This is a genomic window from Pseudomonas sp. GW821-FHT09C08 (assembly GCF_059418125.1).
Genome location: NZ_JBWKPG010000003.1, coordinates 345,879 through 366,221 on the forward strand (window position 1 = coordinate 345,879; position 20,343 = coordinate 366,221).

A 20,343-nucleotide genomic window follows, 5' to 3' on the forward strand; every position below is an offset into this window, starting at 1 on the left:
GCCCGGGGAGCTATAACGCTTGCAGCCAACCCCATTCCCGGCCTGGAGGCAATCGCAATGCTCAAGCTCTACGGATTCTCGGTCAGCAACTACTACAACATGGTCAAGCTGGCGTTGCTGGAGAAGGGGCTGCCTTTCGAAGAGGTGCCTTTTTACGCCGGGCAAACCCCTGAAGCCCTGGCGGTCAGCCCGCGCGGCAAGGTCCCGGTGCTGGGCGTCAAGCAGGGCTTTATCAACGAAACCAGCGTGATCCTCGAATACATCGAGCAAACCCAGGAAGGGCCTTCCCTGCTCCCGGCCGAGCCGTTCCAGCGCGCCCAAGTGCTGGCGCTGTGCCGAGAAATCGAGCTGTATATCGAATTGCCGGCTCGCGCCTGTTTCGCCGAAGCCTTTTTCGGCATGCCGGTGCCGGAGGCGATCAAGGAAAAATCCAAGGCGGAGTTGTTGCTCGGGGTTGGCTCATTAGGCCGGCACGGTAAATTCGCGCCGTTTGTGGCGGGGGAGAGCTTCACGATTGCGGATCTGTATTTCATGTACAGCGTGAACCTCGCCTGCGCGGTGGGCGAGAAGCTGTTTGGCCTGGATCTGCTGGCTGAGATGCCGAAAGCTAAAGCGTTGCTGGAACGTTTGCACGGGATGCCCAACGCGCAGAAGGTGGCGGCGGACAGGGAAGCGGCGATGCCGGCGTTCATGGCCATGGTGGCGGCGAAGAAATAGCGATTCTCACACTTGTAGGAGCCGGCTTGCCGGCGATGGCGGCCTCAAGATCAACTGCGATCTCAAGGACCTCATCGCCGGCAAGCGAGTGCTTAGCGGCTGGCGAGCAGGGCCTGGCCGCGCGCGACGGCAGCCTTCACCTGCGCCGGTGCAGTGCCGCCCACGTGGTTACGGGCATTCACCGACCCTTCCAGGGTCAGTACCGCGAACACGTCCTGCTCGATCTGGTCGCTGAATTGACGCAGCTCTTCCAGGCTCATTTCCGCCAGGTCCTTGCCGGTGTCCACGCCGTATTTCACGGCGTGGCCGACGATTTCGTGGCAGTCACGGAACGGCAGGCCACGGCGCACCAGGTAGTCCGCGAGGTCAGTCGCGGTGGAGAACCCGCGCAACGCCGCTTCACGCATGATCGCGTGCTTGGGCTTGATCGCCGGGATCATGTCGGCAAACGCGCGCAACGAGTCGCGCAGTGTATCGGCGGCGTCGAACAGCGGTTCCTTGTCTTCCTGGTTGTCCTTGTTGTAGGCCAGCGGCTGGCCTTTCATCAGGGTCAGCAGGCCCATCAGCGCGCCGAACACGCGGCCGCTTTTGCCGCGTACCAGCTCGGGCACGTCGGGGTTTTTCTTTTGCGGCATGATCGAGCTGCCGGTGCAGAAGCGGTCCGGCAGGTCGATGAACTGGAATTGCGCACTGGTCCACAGCACCAGCTCTTCGGAGAAGCGCGACAGGTGCATCATCGCGATGCTCGCGGCGGCGCAGAATTCGATGGCGAAGTCACGGTCCGACACACCGTCCAGGGAGTTGCCGCCCACGGCGTCAAAACCCAGCAGTTGCGCGGTGTATTCGCGGTCGATCGGGTAGGTGGTGCCGGCCAGTGCGGCGCTGCCCAACGGCATGCGGTTGGCGCGCTTGCGGCAATCCACCAGGCGCTCGTAGTCGCGGCTGAGCATCTCGAACCAGGCCAGCAGGTGATGGCCGAAGGTCACGGGCTGTGCGGTCTGCAGGTGGGTGAAGCCGGGCATGATGGTGTCCGATTCACGCTCGGCCTGCTCCAGCAGACCTTTTTGCAAGCGGGTGATTTCGGACAGGATCAGGTCGATTTCGTCACGCAGCCACAGGCGAATATCGGTAGCCACCTGATCGTTGCGGCTGCGGCCGGTGTGCAGCTTCTTGCCGGTCACACCGATGCGGTCGGTGAGGCGGGCCTCGATGTTCATGTGCACGTCTTCCAGGTCGACGCGCCAGTCGAACGTACCGGCTTCGATCTCGCCGCGAATCGTGGTCAGGCCGTCGATGATGCTGTCGCGCTCGGCGTCGGTCAGCACGCCGACCTTGGCCAGCATCGTCGCGTGGGCGATGGAGCCCATGATGTCGTGGCGGTACAGGCGCTGGTCGAAGGTGACGGAGGCGGTGAAGCGGGCGACGAAGGCGTCGACGGGTTCACTGAAGCGGCCGCCCCAGGACTGGTTGGTCTTGTCGGTGCTCATGGATTCGCTCGTGATCTGCTTAATAAAGAGGCATGGAAGTGTGCCAGCGATAATAACAGGGTTGCCCGTTGAGGCGGTGCTGCGGGTCGTCGGCATTTTTATTTGTTCAAAGCTGGCTAAGTGCCTTGCCGTCGAACGCGTCCGGGAAGAGACTGGGACAAGGCTTTATTGAAACGATATTTGACGATTGAGCAATGTCGTCTCAGTGAGCGTCTACAGTTGGACTGATAGTGTGTGAATGCACCAAAGTCGGGTGATGCGGTCATAGCCCAGACTAACCATTAAAAAGGGGGGTATTCGGATTGTGTATCAGCAAACCCTACGACAGTGCCCGCAGGCAGCAGGTCTTGGGCGCTATTGAACAGGTCCGGGTAAATATGGGTGCCGCTGTCGGGGCACTTTTTGCCGCTCGCGCTAGTCTTAGCGTGGATCGCTGTGACGCAAGTCACCGCACCTGTCTACGCTATCCTTGTGCGAGACTCACGCAGGAATCCAGCGCAATATGAATGTCCTGATCGTTGATGACGAACCCCAAGCCCGCGAGCGACTGAGCCGTTTGGTCAGTGAACTCGAGGGTTATACAGTCCTTGAGCCGAGCGCCACCAACGGGGAGGAGGCGTTGGCGTTGATCGACAGCCTCAAGCCCGATGTGGTGCTGCTCGATATCCGCCTGCCGGGCCTTGATGGCCTGCAAGTTGCCGCCCGCCTGAGTGAGCGAGAATCGCCACCTGCCGTGGTGCTGTGCGCGGCCCAGGAAGAGTTTTCCGCCGACACGCTCGAAGCCAGCGGTGTCAGCTTTCTCACCAAACCCGTGGCTGGCGAGGCGTTGCTCAAGGCGCTGAAAAAGGCCGAGCGGCCTAATCGTGTCCAGCTCGCCGCACTGACCCAGCCCGCCGCCCAAAGTGGTAACGGGCCACGCAGCCACATCAGCGCCCGTACACGCAAAGGCATCGAGCTGATTCCGCTGGGCGAGGTGGTCTATTTTATTGCCGATCACAAGTACGTGACCCTGCGCCACCAGGGCGGCGAAGTGCTGCTCGATGAACCGCTCAAGGCGCTCGAGGATGAATTCGGCGACCGCTTCGTGCGAATCCACCGCAACGCGCTGGTGGCCCGCGAGCGAATCGAACGCTTGCAGCGCACACCCCTGGGGCATTTCCAGTTGTTCCTCAAAGGGCTGAATGGCGATGCATTGATCGTCAGCCGACGCCATGTCGCCGGTGTGCGCAAGATGATGCAACAGCTTTAGCCTGGGGCCTGCGGCGATGCCTGTACCTCTTATCCCGGTGCGACGCGGCCAGGGAGGCCCCGCACTTGCTGATTCAAATCAAAGCGTATTTGCCTGAGCTGTTATTATCTGCCGTATCTATTCAGTACGGATTGATCCATGTCCTCTCGCGAAATCCGCATCGCCACCCGTAAAAGCGCCTTGGCCTTGTGGCAGGCCGAATACGTCAAAGCACGCCTTGAGCAGGCCCATGCCGGCCTCAAGGTGACCCTGGTGCCCATGGTCAGTCGCGGCGACAAGCTGCTGGACTCGCCGCTGTCGAAGATCGGCGGCAAGGGTCTGTTCGTCAAGGAACTGGAAACCGCGCTGCTGGAAAACGAAGCCGACATCGCCGTGCATTCGATGAAAGATGTGCCCATGGATTTCCCTGAAGGCCTGGGCCTGTTTTGCATCTGCGAGCGTGAAGACCCGCGCGACGCCTTTGTTTCCAACACCTACGCGTCGTTGGATGAGCTGCCGCTGGGCAGCATCGTCGGCACGTCCAGCCTGCGTCGCCAGGCACAGTTGCTCACTCGCCGCCCGGACCTGCAGATTCGTTTCCTGCGCGGCAACGTCAACACCCGCCTGGCCAAGCTGGATGCCGGCGAATATGACGCTATCATCCTCGCCGCGGCCGGCTTGATCCGCTTGGGTTTCGAAGACCGCATCACCTCGGCCATCAGTGTCGAGGACAGCCTGCCGGCCGGTGGGCAAGGCGCAGTGGGCATCGAATGCCGCACCGCCGATGCTGAAATTCACGCCTTGCTCAAACCCCTGGACCACCACGACACCGAAGTGCGCGTCACGGCCGAACGCGCCCTGAACAAGCACCTCAACGGCGGCTGCCAGGTGCCGATTGCCTGCTACGCCGTGCTCGAAGGCGACAATCTGTGGCTGCGTGGCCTGGTAGGCGATCCGGATGGCGGCACCCTGCTGACTGCCGAGGTGCGTGGTCCGCAGCGTGATGCCACGGCCCTGGGGATCCAGGTGGCGGAGGAGCTGCTGGACAAGGGCGCTGGCGCCATCCTGCAAAAAGTCTATGGCGAGGCCGGCCCGCAGTGACCGGATGGCGACTGCTGCTGACGCGGCCTGCCGAGGAATCAGCAGCCCTGGCTTCGGCATTATCAGACGCCGGAATCTTCAGCAGCAGCTTACCCTTGCTGGACATCGAGCCCTTTGCTGTTACCCCCGAGCAGCAGGCCGTGTTCCGCCATCTCGACCGTTACTGCGCAGTGATCGTGGTAAGCAAACCGGCCGCGCGCCTTGCCGTGCAACAGCTGACCCAAGCCTGGCCGCAGCTGCCATGGTTCAGCGTCGGCGGCGCCACCGCGCAGGTGTTGGCCGAGCACGGCCTAAACGTTGACTACCCCCAGTCTGGCGATGACAGCGAGGCCTTGCTTCAATTGCCTGCGTTGCGCGAGGCTATCGCGCGCCCGGATGCGCGGGTGTTGATCCTGCGCGGCGAGGGGGGGCGGGAGTTGCTGGCTGAGCGTTTGCGTGAGCAAGGTGCTAGTGTCGACTATCTGGAGTTGTATCGTCGTTTCTTGCCGGACTATCAGGCGGGAGTACTGATGCAACGCATCCAGTTGGAACGCCTGAACGGCCTGGTGGTCAGCAGTGGGCAGGGTTTCTTGCACTTGCAGGCCCTGGCTGGCGCCGATTGGTCTCAGGTGGCCCGGCTTCCGTTGTTCGTGCCCAGTCCGCGAGTCCAGGAGATGGCGCGGGCCGCAGGCGCAGAAAAAGTGGTGGATTGTCGCGGCGCGAGTGCCGCGGCTTTGTTAGTGGCGTTGGGCAGCTGTGTCTTGTGACGGCCGCCCCCACTCTCTGATACGCAAAGGACGGATACGTGAGCGAAACAGCCTTGCCTAAAGATGAAACCCAGCCCGCACTCGATGCGCCGGCTGAGTCACCGGTCACCGCGCCGCGCCGTGGCAATGGCCTGGCAATCGTCGCCCTGCTGCTGGGTGCTGCCGGCGTTGCCGCAGGCGGTTGGGGGATCGTGCAGGTCCGCGCCTTGCAAGCCAGCAGCCAGCAACAGCTGGGGCAGGTGCAGACCCTCGACGACCAGTCCCAGACCCTCAAGCAAAGCCAGCAGCAACTGGCGGCGCGCCTGGCCCAGTTGCCAGGTGCCGATGAGCTGGAGGAGCGTCGCCGTCTGGTCGCGCAACTGCAGGGTGACCAGCAACGCTTGAGTCAGCGGCTGGAAACCGTGCTGGGTGCCAGCCGCCAGGATTGGCGTTTGGCTGAGGCCGAGCATTTGATCCGCCTGGCGAGCCTGCGCCTGTCGGCCTTGCAGGACATCAACAGTGCCCAGTCGCTGGTGCAGGGCGCCGACGAGATCCTTCGCGAGCAAAGCGATCCGGGCTCGTATGCCGCTCGCGAGCAATTGGCCAAGAGCCTGGCCGCGCTGCGCAGCACTGAGCAGCCGGACCGCACCGGGCTGTACCTGCAATTGGCGGCCTTGCGTGACCAGGTCGTGCAACTGGCGGCCATCGCCCCTGAATATCAACTGACCGATCCCGCTTCCCAAGGACGCCCGACCACCGATACCGAGAGTCGTTGGAGCCAGTGGTGGGAGCAGATTTCGCGGTACTTCCGCATCGACTTCAACCCTGACGACAACATCCGTCCGTTGCTGGCCGGCCAAGGCCTGAACCAGGTACGCCTGGCCCTGAGCCTGGCCCTGGAGCAAGCACAGTGGGCCGCGCTCAATGGCGAGTCGGCGGTCTACAGCCGCTCGCTGGGCGAGGCGCGCAGCGTGCTGCAGGACAACTTCAACCAGGACAACCCGCAAAGCAAGGCGATGCTGGCACGTATCGCCGAGCTTGAGCCCAAGGCCGTCTCGGTGGTGACCCCGGACCTGGCCGCGAGCCTGGCCGCCGTGCAGGCGTACCTTGACCGTCGTCATCTGTCTGCCGACGAAGCCAAGGCGGCCGCGGGCACGCCGGCAACCCAGGAGTAGAGCCGATGAAGCGTTTCTATGTGATCCTGGTGCTGGCGATTGCGATCGCCCTGGCACTGGCCGTGGGCATTTCCAAGCACACCGGCTACGTGCTGATTACCTACCCGCATGTGCTGCATTACGAGTCGAGCCTGTGGGCCACCTTGGTGGCCGTATTTGCCATCGGCCTGGCGATCTACCTGATCCGCGTGTTGTTGAGCCTGGTGACCACCTCCGGTGGTCTGGTTAACCCGTGGTCGCGGCGTAACCGCAGCCGCCGCGTGCAGATTGCCATCGAACAAGGCCAGATGGACCTCGCCGAGGGCCGCTGGGCCAGCGCCGAGCGCCATTTGCACCGTGCCGCCGAAGCCGAGCGCCAGCCATTGCTGTATTACCTCGGCGCCGCTCGTGCCGCCAATGAGCAAGGCCGCTACGAAGAGGCTGACGGCTTGCTCGAACGTGCCCTGGAGCGTCAGCCCCAGGCCGAGCTGGCGGTTGCCTTGAGCCACGCGCAGCTGCAGCTGGACCGAGGCGATACGGAAGGCGCGTTGACCACCTTGCAAGCGATGCACGAACGTCACCCGCACAACGCGCAGGTATTGCGTCAATTGCAGCGCCTGCATCAGCAGCGGGGCGACTGGTCATCAGTGATCCGCCTGCTGCCGGAACTGCGCAAGGACAAGGTGCTGCCTGCCAGCGAGTTGGCCGAACTCGAGCGCCGCGCCTGGGGTGAAAACCTGAGCCTGGCTGCACAGCGCGAAGACCAGGGTGAAGCGGGCTTGCAGTCACTTGAGCGGGCCTGGCAACAACTCACCTCTGCGCAGCGGCAGGAGCCGCAATTGGTCCTGGCCTATGCCGAGCAGTTGCGTCAGTTGGGTGCCGACGCGAAGGCCGAAGAAGCGCTGCGTGGCGCGATCAAGCGCGGCTACGACAGTCACCTGATCCGCCTCTACGGCCTGTTGCGTGGCAGTGATCCCGCCCGCCAGTTGAAGTTTGCCGAAGGTTGGCTCAAGGACCATCCCGGCGATGCCAGCCTGCTGTTGACACTGGGCCGCTTGTGCCTGCAAAACAGCCTGTGGGGCAAGGCGCGTGACTACCTGGAGAGCAGCCTGCAGGTACAGCGCAATCCGGAAGCCTGTGCCGAACTGGCGCGGTTGCTGGCCCAACTGGGCGACACCGAGCGCAGCAACCAGCTGTTCCAGGAGGGGCTGGGCCTGCTGGATAGCCGGTTGCTGGCGTCACCGCTGCCGGTACCTGCGCGAGTTTGAAGTAGGATGTTATCCAAGGGTTGGCTCAGACAAATCTGATAGCCAACCCTTCAATGTCTCGCAAACGCGTTGGCTAGAGCCTTTATAGGCATGCTCCTACGTTCAATAGTTTGAAGTCTTCCATCCTCTGACGGGTTGTCCTTATCCTCTTGCGGAATCGTCTGCTCTAGCATGTATTGAAAGGGGTCGGGCCTTTCCTCTACCGTATTGACCTATATTTCGCGGTGCGGATAAAGCATGTCTTTGGCCCCTTCACGTTCCTTGTTTTTCCTTGCATTCCTGGCAGGTGGGCTGACGTTGGGTGCGTCCTTCTACCTGGAATTTGGCGCGTCGTTGCGGCCTTGTTTCCTGTGCCAGTTGCAAAGGGTCTTCCTGGCGGCCTTCACGCTGATCAACCTGGCCGCCGCGCTCTACAGCCCCAAGCGTTCTGCCATCTACCTGTACGGTCTGGCGAGCATGGGCTGCGCGTTACTCGGCGCCATCACTGCCGTGCGCCAGGTACTGTTGCAAAATGCCGCACCCGACCAGGCTGGCGACTGTTGGCCGAGCCTGCAATACATGATCGAAAACCTGTCGCTGTGGCAGGCATTGCAATCGGCCGTCAAAGGCACGGTTGATTGCGTTGATATCAACTGGACGTTGTTCGACCTGAGCCTCCCCGAGTGGAGCCTGCTGTTCTTCCTGGGCATGCTGATCCTGGGCGCTACGCAGTTTTCGCGGCTGATTTCGAGCCAGCGTTTGCGTCCTGCTCGGCACTGAAAGGCCGTCACACTTTGCAGAAGGGGATTAAACACTTGTATGAACTTTCTCTCCTGCGTACCTTGAAGCCACAGTCATGCGGGCATAATCTGGCCCGCACGCGTTAATGAAACCGTTTGTCAGATGTGGCCTTGTCCGGCTGCCGCTTTAATCCTTGAAGTGTTGCGCGGGCACCAGGCAGCAGCGCCCCTATAGGGAAGAGAGATCATCATGCTGGAAAGTTGTCAGAATGCTCAGGAACGCTGGGGTGGGGTGCACAAGCTGATCGACAGCTGGTTGAAGGCACGTCACGAACTGGTTCGGGCCTTTGATGCTCTCGGCGCCAAGCCCGAGGCACTGGCTGAGAACCGCGAACCGTTGCAGGATTTCTGCGCTGTGTTGGTGGACTACGTATCGGCTGGACATTTCGGTGTCTACGAGCAACTGACCAAAGAAGCGGAAGCTTTTGATGATCAGCGTGGTCTGGAATTAGCCGAGACCCTTTACCCACGTATCGATGTGATCACCGAAAAATTGCTCGCGTTCACCGACCTGTGTGATGCCGGTAATTGTGTCGCCGAAAAATTCAAGGAGCTGGGTGGCCTGCTCCATGAGCGTTTCGAATTGGAAGATTGCCTGATCGAAGTGCTGCACAACGCCCACAAGGAAGAGGCGGCCACCCAGGCCTGACCTTTGCTGGCGGGATAAAAAAACGGTGCGCATTGCGCACCGTTTTTTATTGGGTCAGTGACGAGTACCGAGCAATTCGATCTCGAACACCAGCGGCGTATACGGCGGGATCAACTCGCCGGCGCCGTCGGCGCCATAAGCCTGGGCTGACGGAATCACCAGGCGCCATTTCGCGCCCACTGGCATCTGTTGCAGCGCGCTGCTCCAGCCGCTGATCACGCTGTCGAGGCGAAACCATTGGGGCTGCGTGCTCTGATCGAACACAGTGCCGTCGGGAAGGCGTCCCACGTATTTCACTTGCACCTGATCACTGGCCAATGGCTTGTTGCCCGTGCCGGCAGTGAGCTCGGTAAGCAGGATGCCATCCGCCAGTTCGCGCACACCTTTTGCGGATTTTTCCTTGGCTAAAAATTGCTGTTCGGCGGCCATTGCTTTTTCACTCTGGGGTGCCTGCGCGTCGGCTTCGGTTTGCGCTTCGTGCTGGGCCAGAAGCTGCTCGATGCGCGCGTTATCCAGCGCCAGCGGTTTGCCTTGATAGGCCTGCTTGAGGCCGTCGATCAAGGCCTGGATCTGCAAGTCCGGAACCTCCTGGCGCAGGCGTTCGCCGAGGCTGGCACCCAGGCTGTAGGCGAGGTCGTGTTGATCCTGCGCGGTGGTTTTCGCCGGTGATTGCTCGCCCGCATTGGCCATCGAGATTGCCAGGCCAAGCACAAGAAAAAGGTAACGCGACATGAGCATTTCTCCCGCCGAAAGTGCGACGGATTATGCCAGTGTGGGAGCGTAAAAAGTGCCGCGCATTTTCGTTATATCGATAAGAATTTTCGTACGTTGCAACGCAAGGCAAACGATACTGTCAACATGCCCTAGCGGCGGTAAGAGCAGAGGGCTAGTATGAGCCGCACCCACGTCAGCCAGGAGGTAAACCATGTCGGCCAAACAGAAGCCTGTTAATACCCCGTTGCATTTACTCCAACAACTTTCGGGCAGCTTGCTCGAACACCTGGAAAGCGCCTGTTCCCAAGCGTTGGCCGATGCAGAAAAGCTGCTCGCCAAGCTGGAAAAACAACGCGGTAAAGCGCAAGAAAAGCTGCACAAATCCCGCACCAAACTGCAAGACGCCGCGACTGCCGGCAAGGCCAAGGCACAAGCCAAGGCCAAAGACGCTGTCAAAGAACTTGAGGACTTGCTGGACGCCCTCAAGGATCGCCAAGCTGAAACCCGCACTTACATTTCCCAACTCAAAAAAGATGCTCAGGAAAGCCTGAAACTGGCCCAGGGCGTTGGTCGTGTGAAGGAAGCCGTGGCTAAAGTGCTGGGCGCTCGTACCCCTGCAAAAGCCGTTGCCGCCAGCTCGGCGAAAAAGCCGGCAAGCAAGGCTGTTGCTGCGAAAGCACCTGCCAAGCCAGCTGCTAAAACTGCTGCTGCAAAACCAGCCGCCAAGCCAGCTGCTAAAACCGCTGCCGCGAAACCAGCCGCCAAGCCAGCTGCTAAAACCGCTGCTGCAAAACCAGCCGCCAAACCAGCTGCTAAAACCGCTGCTGCGAAACCAGCCGCCAAGCCAGCTGCTAAAACCGCTGCTGCAAAACCAGCCGCCAAGCCAGCTGCTAAAACCGCTGCTGCGAAACCAGCCGCCAAGCCAGCTGCCAAACCTGCTGCTGCAAAACCAGCCGCCAAGCCAGCTGCTAAAACCGCTGCTGCGAAACCAGCCGCCAAGCCAGCTGCCAAAACTGCTGCTGCAAAGCCAGCCGCTAAGCCAGCTGCTAAAACCGCTGCTGCAAAACCAGCCGCCAAGCCAGCTGCCAAACCTGCTGTTGCAAAACCGGCCGCCAAGCCAGTTGCCAAACCTGCTGCTGCAAAACCAGCGGCCAAGCCAGCCGCTAAACCTGCTGCTGCAAAGCCAGCCGCTAAGCCAGTTGCAAAACCCGCTGCAGCCAAGCCAGCTCCGGCAAAGCCAGCGACCCCGGCTGCACCTGCTGCTACCGCAGCGTCCAGCGCTCCAACCGCACCGACCAGCAGCACTCCTGCACCGGTAGCGCCAAGCACCACCCCAACCAGCGCTTCCTAAGCGCCGGTGGCCGCGACGCGCAGCTGCTGCAGCGCGTTGTGGTCAAGGTTGGCGGCATCCTCAGCCGCCAGTCCTTCAAGCCATCGCGGTTGCCCCGCCACGTCATCACCCGGCCATGCTTGCGCCAGCGCTTCCAGGCGCTTGAGCAGCGTGCGTTCGGCATCCAGTTCCAGGGCCTTGACCCTTTCGCGTAACGCCGCCACTGCCTCATCCTGCCGCGCCATGGCCCGCCATTGTGTGCGCACGTGCCTTAACGGTCCGACCACCTGTGCCTGCCAGGGCCCGGCAATCTGTTTCAGCGCCAGGATGCGTTCGGGTGTCGGCGCTACAGCGCGCCGTTCCAGCCACGCGCCGCAGAGCAACAGGCACACATCTGCACCTTGCGCCTGCATGCGCAGGCAAGCGGCTTCGCACCCTGGGCGGGCGTAAGTCGAGAGGGCAAAGCTCCACAGGTCAGCGCACATATTCACACCCAAGCCAGCGGCCAACGAAGCTGGTAGACTCCGCCGCCATTATGATCCGACTTCAAAGCCTAACATTACAGCGTGGCCCGCAACGTCTTCTTGAAGACGCCGAGCTGACCCTGCACGCCGGTCACAAAGCCGGCCTGATCGGTGCCAACGGCGCCGGCAAATCCACGTTGTTCGCCTTGTTGCTGGGTGAGCTGACCCCGGATTCCGGGGACTGCCTGCTGCCGGCTGACTGGCGCATCGCCCACATGCGCCAGGAGATCGACACCCTGGACCGCATCGCGATCGACTACGTGCTCGATGGCGACCTGCGCCTGCGCCAGGTGCAACATGACCTGGCCGAGGCCGAGAAAGCCCAGGACGGCGCGGCCCAGGCCCGCCTGCACTCGGAACTCGACAGCGCCGACGGCTACACGGCCGACGCCCGCGCCCGCAAGATGCTCGCCGGGCTGGGTTTCACCAACGAACAGATGGACCGCCCGGTCGCCGACTTCTCCGGCGGCTGGCGCATGCGCCTGAACCTGGCCCAGGCGCTGATGTGCCCCTCGGACCTGTTGCTGCTCGATGAACCGACCAACCACTTGGACCTCGATGCGATCCTGTGGCTGGAAGACTTCCTCAAGAGCTACCCAGGCACCTTGCTGCTGATTTCCCACGACCGGGATTTCCTCGATGCCGTGGTCGACAATATCGCCCACGTCGAACAGAAGAAAATCACCCTCTACCGGGGCGGCTACACTGCGTTTGAACGCGCGCGTGCCGAGCGCCTGGCCCAGCAGCAACAGGCCTACGAGAAGCAACAGGCGCAACGTGCGCACATGGAAAGCTACATCGCCCGGTTCAAGGCCCAGGCCACCAAGGCCCGCCAGGCCCAGAGCCGGATCAAGGCCCTGGAGCGCATGGAAGAGCTGTCGGCGGCCCACGTCGATTCGCCGTTCGATTTCGTGTTCCGTGAGTCGGTGAAAATCTCCAGCCCGCTGCTCGACCTTTCGGATGCACGCCTGGGTTATGGCGACAAAACCATCCTGGAGAAGGTCAAGCTGCAGCTCACGCCGGGTGCACGCATCGGTTTGCTCGGGCCTAACGGTGCGGGCAAGTCGACGCTGATCAAGAACCTGTCCGGCGAGTTGCAACCCCTGGCCGGGCGCCTGACCCGTGGCGAGAACCTGGTAGTGGGCTATTTCGCCCAGCATCAGTTGGACTCCCTCGACTCCAAGGCCAGCCCGTTGCTGCACCTGCAGCGCCTGGCGCCGACCGAGCGCGAGCAGACCCTGCGCGACTTCCTCGGCGGTTTCGACTTCCGTGGCGCGCGCATCGATGAGCCGGTGCTGAATTTCTCCGGCGGCGAAAAAGCCCGCCTGGCCCTGGCCTTGATCGCCTGGGATCGCCCGAACCTGCTGCTGCTCGACGAACCGACCAACCACCTGGACCTGGAAATGCGCCTGGCGCTGACCATGGCCTTGCAGGAGTTCAGCGGTGCGGTATTGGTGGTGTCTCACGATCGCCACTTGCTCAAGAGCACCACCGACAACTTCCTGCTGGTGGCGGATGGCAAAGTCGAAGAGTTCGACGGCGACCTGGACGACTACGCGCGCTGGCTGACGGATTACCGCCTGCGCAACGCGCCGGTCAGCAACACCCCGGTCAACCCGGACAAGACCGACAAGAAAGCCCAACGCCAGGCCGCTGCTGCGTTGCGCCAACAGTTGGCGCCGCACAAGCGTGAAGCCGACAAGCTGGAAGCCGAGTTGGGCAAGGTGCACGAGCGCCTGGCCAAGATCGAGACCAGCCTGGGCGACAGCGCCGTGTATGAGGCTGCGCGCAAGGATGAGCTGCGCGACCTGCTTGCCGAACAGGCCAAGCTCAAGGTGCGTGAAGGGCAGCTGGAGGAAACCTGGATGGAAGCCCTCGAGTTGCTGGAAACCCTGCAGGCGGAGCTGGAGGCGCTGTCCTGATGGAAGCGTTGCAGCTGCCGATACCGACGCAATGGGTCGAGCCCGTGTGGATCGGTGTGCAAATCCTGTTGATCCTGCTGGCCGGCTACCTCGCCCAGCGCTTTGTCGCCAAGGGGCTGACGCGCCTGGGCGAGCGCTACCCGCTGCCGCCGCAATTGCTGATGCCGCTGCGCGGCGGCTTGCGCTGGCTGATCATGGGCAGTGCGCTGATCTTCGTGCTGGGCCGCCTGGGAGTGTCTGCCACGGTGTTGTGGACCGCGCTGTCGGGGTTCGTGGCGGTGGCGGCGGTGGCGTTCTTCGCCATGTGGTCGGTGCTCTCCAACCTGCTGTGCGCGATTCTGATCTTCACCGTCGGGCCGTTTCGCCTCGGTGATATCGTCGAGCTGGTGGATACCGTCGACAAACCCGGCGTGAAGGGCCGGGTGGTGGCGATCAACCTGCTCTACACCACGCTGGTCGAAGTGGCAGAAGCCGGCACTGACAGCGCGATGGTGCAGGTCCCCAACAGCCTGTTCTTCCAGCGCTCGGTGCGGCGTTGGCCAGGGACTCACGTGTTCCCCGGCGATCGCTAGTATTCACATCTTGAAAAAAAATCTATAGCCAGCCTTTGGTCGGCGGAGTTAGCTTTAGGCATAACCGCTAACTCTTCCCTGAGGTGTGTAATGGCACTCGACACATGGCTGGCCTTTTTCGTGGCCAGTTGGATCATCTCCCTTTCCCCCGGCGCCGGTGCCATCGCGTCGATGTCCAGCGGCCTGCAATACGGTTTCCTGCGCGGCTATTGGAACGCCATCGGCCTGCAACTGGGCCTGGCGATGCAGATTGCCGTGGTAGCGGGTGGCCTGGGCGCGATTCTGGCGGCATCGTCTACCGCGTTTTATGCGATCAAATGGTTCGGCGTGGCCTACCTGGTGTACCTGGCCATCAAGCAATGGCGTGCCTTGCCCATGGACATGAGCGAGGACGCGACGATACGCCCGATCGGCAAGCCGATGGCGATGATGTTCCGTGGTTTCCTGGTCAACGCCAGCAACCCCAAGGCCTTGGTGTTCATGCTGGCGGTGCTGCCGCAGTTCGTGAACCCGCAGGCGCCGCTGCTGATCCAGTACCTGATCCTCGGCGCGACGATGATCAGCGTCGACATGATCGTGATGGCGGGCTACACCGGGTTGGCCTCGAAAGTGTTGCGTCTGTTGCGTACACCGAAGCAGCAGAAACGCATGAACCGCACGTTTGCCGGGTTGTTCGTGGGAGCGGCGGGTTTCCTCGCCAGCTTGCATCGCGCGACGGCGTAACTGACGAAACCGGTTAAAAAATGTGGGAGCGGGCTTGCTCGCGAATGCGCAGTGTCAGTCACCAGATGTATTGACTGATCCACCGCATTCGCGAGCAAGCCCGCTCCCACATTGGTTTTATGTCGGTAGCGGGATTTTCATTCAGCGCAGGATCTTCGGCGCTTCATCCCGTGGCAGGTTATTGCGCAATGCCGGCTGCCCAGGTTGTTCCTGATAACCACTACCCAGTTGTTCGGCCAGCTGCCGCGCAACATCCTCACCCAAGGCTTTCGACACCTCTTTAACCACGCGTGGTCGGTTCAGGCTGACGCGTACGTCACGGTTGTTGACCAGCTTGGTGTCCTGGCCTTCGCCCATGGCGGTGAACGCCGAGGTGATCTCGTAGGTGCGCGTGTTGATCAGGCTGAAATCCGCCACCAGCGTCAGGCCCAGCACCGCCGAGTAACTGTTGGTGTGGTCCAGGGCGTTGATGTCCTGGGTAAAGTCGATGTCCGACAGCGTGCCGAACAGCACATAGTCCGCGCCCTTGAAGTGACCGGCCTTGATGCGCTTGATCACGTCGTAGACGTCACCCTTGGCGTCAGCGGTGTAGGGCGTGCCCTGCACTAACTGGAACTGCCGGGACTTGAGGATCTCGCCCTTGATATCACCGCTGAACTTGCGCAGCTCGGTCTGCTCGATGTAGCTGGTACGGCTTTCGTACTCGCTGTAGTTCGAGGACCCGCTGGCGTGGTAAGCGCTGGCCTGGAAGTTGTTATTGGCCGACACCTGGTGAATGTATTCCTCGACCCGCGCCTCATAGGCCAGGTCGGTCACCGCGATCTTCGGGGCGGCCGAGGCGCCAAAGGCGCACAGCAGGCCGATCATGCCGATCCATGCACGCATTGCTTAGCGCTCCGTAGTCTTGCGGATTTCTTTTTCGTCCATCCATTCGGCCAGGCCGCTCTCGACGTCGATCAGCTGCAGGCTGAACTTGTAGAACACGTCCTTGTAGTCCGAGCTGCGCTTGACGATGGAGCTGATCGAGCCTTCCAGGCGGTACTTGGCGGCGACCATGTTGCCGGTCTTGCTCACGGTGGACTTCTTGTACAGGCCGCTCTGGTTCTGCAGCTTGAGCTGGTCGACCTGGCTTTGCATGTCGGTGTTGTCGCTGGCGAAGCGCGCGGTGCCGGTTTTCATCAGCTGGGTCTTGATCGACGTGGTGATCTCGCGGGTGTCGATGTATTCGCTGGTCTTGTTCTTCACGTCATACACCTGCACCACCGGGCGGCCCTGCAGGATGCCGGACTGGGCCAGGGAGCGAGTCATGCTTTCGGCGATCATCTGCAGGTCGGTGGAGCCGAACTCGTTGGTCACCAGTTCCACGGCCTTGGTGTCGCCGTAGCTGATGTTCTTGCCGCCCAGTACCGGCGAGGTGTTGGCGCAACCGCTGGCCAGGACGGCCACCACGGCGAGGATCGAGAAGCGTGCAAACATGGGGAAATCTCTCAAAAAGGGTGGACGGCTCAAGGGGTTTTGACTTCGAGACGGAAGTCAGCGGCCTGGGGCAAATTGGCGATGGCCGGCAGGAAGGTTGCCTGGTTGGCGTACAGGTTCAGCACTTTCCAGGTTTCTTCGTCGCCCACCGGGAAGCCATCGGCGCCCAGCCAGGCGAAGCGGTAATACATCATCTGGTTGCTGCTGGTGATGTTGCTCAACTGCACCTTGGCGGTGAGGAAGCCATTCTCGCGCGCGACGCGAATGGCGCCGACGGCGATGCCCTTGAACTTGCCCATCACCACGATTTTGCTCGCGGCGCTGCCAGGCTCCGGCGGCGGCGGGGTGGCGCAGCCGGCGAGCAGGACCAGCGCCAGGGCGCCGAGGATGAAATGACGCATAGCGTGCTCCTTAAGGTTGTTTGAGGGTGGCAATGGCCTGGGGCGGCGTGCTCGGCACCACATGGGCCGCAAGCCCGCCGGCGAACACCTGGTTGCCGACCACGCGCAGCGTGATCACCTGGTAACGCTGGTCGGCCTTGACCGTCACCAGCGTGCCGCCCAGGGCGTTGGGCAGGCTGACCTGGTGTTCGCCATGCTTGAGGCGCAGGCGAGTGACTTGGGTCATGTCCGGCAGGGTGCGCCAGGTGCGGGTATCGGCGCCTTCGGTCACGGCCGAGGCGATACCCAGCACCAGGCCCGCCATCGGGTTGGTCTTGTTCAGGTTGTTTTGCGCCACGCCACGGGTGACTGCCCGCACGGTGGTGCGCAGGATAATGCCGGGCATGTCATCGCGCAGCGCACGGCGGGACATGGCCGTGGTGCTGTTGAGCGCGGTGAGGTTCTGCTGCTGGCCGTCGATGCCGATCTGGGCGAAGGTGGCCGTGGAGGTGTCGGCCTTGATCACCGGGAACGACAGCGGGGTGATCACCAGGTTGCCATTGATCGGGATCGGCAGCGGCAAGCGAATCGAGTCGCGCGCGGGGGCCAGGCCGCTCTGGACCACGATCAGCACGTCGGTTTCGTCGGCGCCGACCTTGGATTTGTCCAGGTCCAGCAGGGCTTGTTCCAGCAGCTTGGTGTTGGGGCGCAGCTCGGCGGCCTTGCGATAGCCGGGCGCGGCCAGGTCTTTTTCACCCAGGGCTTCGTAGACGAAACCGGCCAGGTAATGGCTGAACGCACTCTGGTAGCTGTTTTTCAGGCCGACCACTTCCGGCGCGTCGAGGGACTCCACCGGGTAGCCGCGCAGGTCTTTCATCTGGGTGGTCACGCCTTCGCGCTGGGCTTCGTCCTCACGCTTGAGGTATTCCTTGTCGCGCAGGTCGGCGATCACGGCTTCGCGCTCGTGGGTCTTCTTGATTTCGGTGCGTGCGCCGTCGAAGTCGTTCAGGGCCAGCAGGTTCAGAGCCATCTGCGTGGTCAGCATGACCTTTTCGTAGTCATAGCCTTCGTAGCGACGCACCTTGTCGTTGACCAGGAAGCTGCCGAACTGGGAGAGGTACTTTTCGCTGTCGAACTTGACCGACTCTTCCCACTTGTAGACTTGCAGGTCGGCGCTGCGCCAGGCGGTCTGGCTGCCGGTGATGTCGCCCTTGGCCCGCAGCAACTCGCCTTTCTCGAAGAAATACAGCAGGTCCTTGTCGTCGCCGCTGTTGTTCTTTTCCAGCAGTGTCAGGGCGCCGTCGACGTTGCCAGTGGCCAATTGCTGGTTGGTGGCTTGCAGCTCGGTGTCGTAGCTGCGGAACATCGAACAACCGGACAGCAAGGTAACCGCCACGAGCGCGAGCGGAGGTAAGGCGCGAAATGCCATGCAACTTCTTCCCTGAAAGTCTTCAGCTGATGTGATGATTCCTCATAAAAACGAGGAACGAAATTCCCTTTCGCACTAACAGGGCGCGGCATTATAAGCGCCATTACTGGCAAAACAATGGCTTTTTGCTTTGAATGAGTCGACGCGGATGCCACTACTGCGCCGCTGAAATTTCCCGCCCTCGCAAACGACAAATCACTAACGCCTTGAGTCAAATCCTTTAAGGCTTAACAATGTGTTACTTCGTATTTCCCTTTGAGATTCATTCATGACTGCCCCCTTCCGTTTTCTCGCCTGGCTGCTGTTGCCGGCGTTGATGTCGTGCAGCTTCAACCTGTTGGCCGCGACTGCCGAGGGCGCCCCCCAGGCCCTGCATTTGCTGGACTACATTGGCGCCGACTACCCACCGACGGTGGAGGCGGGCAAGGTCATCGATGAGTCCGAATACAGTGAGCAGCTGGAATTTCTCGGCGTGTTGCAGGGCCTGGTCGCAGAGCTGCCGCAGCGCCCGGAACGCGCGGCGCTGGTAAAGGGTGTCGATGAACTCCTGGCCGCGGTAACCGCCCGCCAGGATGGCGGCGCAGTTGCACGCCAGGCGCGCCAGCTCGGTGCCCAGTTGGCGGTGGCGTATGAAGTCAGCCAGGCGCCGGCGATCACGCCCGACCCCACGCGCGGCGCACCGCTGTACGCGCAGCATTGCTCGGTGTGCCATGGCACGGCCGGCGCCGGTGATGGCCCGGCCAGCGTGGGCATGACGCCACCGCCGGCCAACCTGCGCGATGCCGCGCGCCTGGATCGCCTGAGCCTCTACGCGATCTACAACACCCTCGGCCTGGGCGTCGAAGGCACGGATATGCCGTCTTTCGCCGACCAATTGGATGATCGCCAGCGCTGGGACCTTGCGACCTACATCGCCGGCTTCACCGCCGATCCGGCTGCGGCGAAAACCGAGCAACCGTTCAACCTCGCCGACCTGGCCCGCCAGACCCCCAATGAAGTGCTGGCCGCCAACGGCCCAGCCGCTGCCGCGACCTTCCGCGCCCAGCGTGCACAGCCGCCGCAAGTCAAGCGGGGCCCGGCGCAGTTGCTCGACTACACCGCCGCGACCCTGGACAAGAGCCTCGCTGCCTTCCGCAACGGCGACCATGACCAGGCCTACGACCTGTCGGTAGCCGCGTACCTGGAAGGCTTCGAGCTGGTGGAGAGTTCGCTGGATAACGTCGACGCCAACGTGCGCAAGGACACCGAGAAGGCCCTGATGGCCTATCGGCAGTCGCTGCAGGACGGTTTGCCGATCGAGCAGGTGCAACAGCGCCTGGACGTGGCCAAGGGCAAGCTCACGGAGTCTGCCGGTCTGCTCGGCAGCGATGGCCTGAGTTGGTCGTTGAGCTACATCTCCGGTTTGCTGATCCTGCTGCGTGAAGGGCTGGAAGCGATTCTGGTGCTGGCCGCGATCCTCGCGTTCCTGCGTAACACCGGCCAGCAATCGGCGGTGCGCAGCGTCAACGTCGGTTGGGGCCTGGCGCTGTTGGCTGGCTTGGCCACCTGGGCGCTGGCCGCGTATGTGATTGACGTGAGCGGCGCCCAGCGTGAATTGCTTGAAGGCTGCACGGCGCTGTTTGCCAGCGTGATGGTGCTGTGGCTCGGCGTGTGGATGCACGACCGGCGCCACGCAGCGGCCTGGCAGGACTACATCAAGAGCAGCCTGGTCGGCGGTGGCGGGCGTTTCGGCTTCGCGATGCTGGCGTTCTTCTCGGTGTACCGCGAGCTGTTCGAAGTGATCCTGTTCTACGAAACCCTGTGGCTGCAGGCCGGCCCGGCTGGGCACAACGCCGTGCTGGCGGGTGGCGCCACGGCGCTGGTGCTGTTGGTGGGCCTGGCCTGGGTGATCCTGCGCGGCTCGGCCAAGTTGCCGCTGGCGCTGTTCTTCGGTATCAACGCGGCGCTGCTGTGCGCGCTGTCGGTGGTGTTTGCCGGGCACGGCGTGAAGGCGTTGCAGGAAGCGGGCATCTTCGGCACGCGGCCGGTGGCGTTCTTTGACTTTGACTGGCTGGGCATCCACGCCGATGCGTACTCGCTGGGTGCGCAGGCCGTGGCAATCCTGGCGATTGCGGTGCTGTACGGCCGCAGCCGCCTGGCCGAAAAGCGCCGAGTGGTGGCATAGG

Annotated in this window: 20 protein-coding genes and 1 pseudogene; 14 read left to right on the forward strand and 7 right to left on the reverse strand. The window is 62.2% G+C overall.

All coding sequences use genetic code 11. The annotated features are described in order from the left end of the window. Positions 1-57 precede the first annotated feature (57 nt). Positions 58-717, forward strand: a complete 660-nt coding sequence (locus tag AC07OJ_RS12600; RefSeq protein ID WP_120450476.1) for a glutathione S-transferase family protein — start codon at positions 58-60, stop codon at positions 715-717. A gap of 92 nt (positions 718-809) precedes the next feature. On the opposite strand, the gene argH is transcribed toward AC07OJ_RS12600, so the two are convergent. Continuing rightward, on the reverse strand, positions 810-2,204 hold the full coding sequence (gene argH / locus AC07OJ_RS12605) for an argininosuccinate lyase (RefSeq protein WP_034110688.1): 1,395 nt from the start codon (positions 2,202-2,204) through the stop codon (positions 810-812). A gap of 389 nt (positions 2,205-2,593) precedes the next feature. On the opposite strand from argH, the pseudogene AC07OJ_RS12610 reads away from it, so the two are divergent. The 8 genes and pseudogenes from AC07OJ_RS12610 to AC07OJ_RS12645 all read left to right on the forward strand — a co-directional run. After that, a pseudogene (locus AC07OJ_RS12610) lies at positions 2,594-2,710 on the forward strand (sensor histidine kinase); the annotation flags it as partial. Next, complete coding sequence (locus AC07OJ_RS12615; protein WP_065902423.1) at positions 2,707-3,453, forward strand: LytR/AlgR family response regulator transcription factor; 747 nt, start codon at positions 2,707-2,709, stop codon at positions 3,451-3,453. The pseudogene AC07OJ_RS12610 and the gene AC07OJ_RS12615, both read left to right, overlap by 4 nt. 138 nt (positions 3,454-3,591) lie before the next feature. Further along, positions 3,592-4,533, forward strand: a complete 942-nt coding sequence (gene hemC / locus AC07OJ_RS12620) for a hydroxymethylbilane synthase (protein WP_262133662.1) — start codon at positions 3,592-3,594, stop codon at positions 4,531-4,533. Continuing rightward, on the forward strand, positions 4,530-5,279 hold the full coding sequence (locus AC07OJ_RS12625) for a uroporphyrinogen-III synthase (RefSeq protein ID WP_065902419.1): 750 nt from the start codon (positions 4,530-4,532) through the stop codon (positions 5,277-5,279). Before hemC ends, AC07OJ_RS12625 begins: the two co-directional genes overlap by 4 nt. A gap of 38 nt (positions 5,280-5,317) precedes the next feature. Next, positions 5,318-6,433 carry a uroporphyrinogen-III C-methyltransferase gene (locus AC07OJ_RS12630; protein WP_065902417.1) on the forward strand — a complete coding sequence of 372 codons (1,116 nt, stop codon included), beginning with the start codon at positions 5,318-5,320 and terminating at the stop codon, positions 6,431-6,433. Between the two features lie 5 nt (positions 6,434-6,438). After that, on the forward strand, positions 6,439-7,680 hold the full coding sequence (locus AC07OJ_RS12635) for a heme biosynthesis protein HemY (protein ID WP_213551300.1): 1,242 nt from the start codon (positions 6,439-6,441) through the stop codon (positions 7,678-7,680). Between the two features lie 237 nt (positions 7,681-7,917). Next, positions 7,918-8,439, forward strand: coding sequence for a disulfide bond formation protein B (locus tag AC07OJ_RS12640; protein ID WP_065902411.1), 522 nt, complete (start codon positions 7,918-7,920; stop codon positions 8,437-8,439). Positions 8,440-8,649: 210 nt separating this feature from the next. Then, a complete protein-coding gene (locus tag AC07OJ_RS12645; RefSeq protein ID WP_065902409.1) occupies positions 8,650-9,108 on the forward strand; it encodes an Rsd/AlgQ family anti-sigma factor in 459 nt (152 codons plus the stop codon). A 54-nt stretch (positions 9,109-9,162) separates the two neighbouring features. On the opposite strand, the gene AC07OJ_RS12650 is transcribed toward AC07OJ_RS12645, so the two are convergent. After that, on the reverse strand, positions 9,163-9,840 hold the full coding sequence (locus AC07OJ_RS12650) for an FKBP-type peptidyl-prolyl cis-trans isomerase (RefSeq protein ID WP_120450466.1): 678 nt from the start codon (positions 9,838-9,840) through the stop codon (positions 9,163-9,165). 193 nt (positions 9,841-10,033) lie between these two features. Between AC07OJ_RS12650 and AC07OJ_RS12655 the strand changes: the two genes are divergently transcribed. Continuing rightward, the gene (locus AC07OJ_RS12655) at positions 10,034-11,173 is read left to right on the forward strand and encodes an AlgP family protein (protein ID WP_495094605.1); all 1,140 of its coding nucleotides are present in this window, start codon (positions 10,034-10,036) and stop codon (positions 11,171-11,173) included. Here the strand turns inward: AC07OJ_RS12655 and AC07OJ_RS12660 are convergent. After that, the gene (locus AC07OJ_RS12660) at positions 11,170-11,637 is read right to left on the reverse strand and encodes a TIGR02444 family protein (RefSeq protein WP_495094606.1); all 468 of its coding nucleotides are present in this window, start codon (positions 11,635-11,637) and stop codon (positions 11,170-11,172) included. The genes AC07OJ_RS12655 and AC07OJ_RS12660 overlap by 4 nt on opposite strands. Positions 11,638-11,687: 50 nt before the next feature. Between AC07OJ_RS12660 and AC07OJ_RS12665 the strand changes: the two genes are divergently transcribed. From AC07OJ_RS12665 to AC07OJ_RS12675, 3 genes are all read left to right on the forward strand, one after another. Then, positions 11,688-13,598, forward strand: a complete 1,911-nt coding sequence (locus AC07OJ_RS12665; protein ID WP_065902402.1) for an ATP-binding cassette domain-containing protein — start codon at positions 11,688-11,690, stop codon at positions 13,596-13,598. Continuing rightward, positions 13,598-14,170: a mechanosensitive ion channel family protein gene (locus AC07OJ_RS12670; RefSeq protein WP_065902400.1), complete on the forward strand. Its 573-nt coding sequence runs from the start codon at positions 13,598-13,600 to the stop codon at positions 14,168-14,170. Before AC07OJ_RS12665 ends, AC07OJ_RS12670 begins: the two co-directional genes overlap by 1 nt. 90 nt (positions 14,171-14,260) lie before the next feature. Further along, positions 14,261-14,893, forward strand: coding sequence for a LysE family transporter (locus AC07OJ_RS12675; RefSeq protein ID WP_065902398.1), 633 nt, complete (start codon positions 14,261-14,263; stop codon positions 14,891-14,893). Positions 14,894-15,034: 141 nt separating this feature from the next. On the opposite strand, the gene AC07OJ_RS12680 is transcribed toward AC07OJ_RS12675, so the two are convergent. The 4 genes from AC07OJ_RS12680 to AC07OJ_RS12695 are packed head-to-tail and all read right to left on the reverse strand — an operon-like array spanning position 15,035 to position 18,178. Next, positions 15,035-15,778, reverse strand: coding sequence for a penicillin-binding protein activator LpoB (locus AC07OJ_RS12680; protein ID WP_495094607.1), 744 nt, complete (start codon positions 15,776-15,778; stop codon positions 15,035-15,037). Positions 15,779-15,781: 3 nt separating this feature from the next. Continuing rightward, positions 15,782-16,369, reverse strand: coding sequence for a penicillin-binding protein activator LpoB (gene lpoB, locus AC07OJ_RS12685; RefSeq protein ID WP_015886479.1), 588 nt, complete (start codon positions 16,367-16,369; stop codon positions 15,782-15,784). Positions 16,370-16,398: 29 nt separating this feature from the next. Then, positions 16,399-16,770, reverse strand: a complete 372-nt coding sequence (locus AC07OJ_RS12690; protein ID WP_008439304.1) for a YcfL family putative periplasmic lipoprotein — start codon at positions 16,768-16,770, stop codon at positions 16,399-16,401. Positions 16,771-16,780: 10 nt separating this feature from the next. Next, entirely contained in the window at positions 16,781-18,178 is a 1,398-nt protein-coding gene (locus AC07OJ_RS12695; RefSeq protein WP_065902394.1) for a COG3014 family protein, read from the reverse strand. A gap of 268 nt (positions 18,179-18,446) precedes the next feature. Between AC07OJ_RS12695 and AC07OJ_RS12700 the strand changes: the two genes are divergently transcribed. Next, on the forward strand, positions 18,447-20,342 hold the full coding sequence (locus AC07OJ_RS12700; protein WP_106802321.1) for an FTR1 family protein: 1,896 nt from the start codon (positions 18,447-18,449) through the stop codon (positions 20,340-20,342). The last annotated feature ends 1 nt before the right edge of the window (position 20,343 follow it).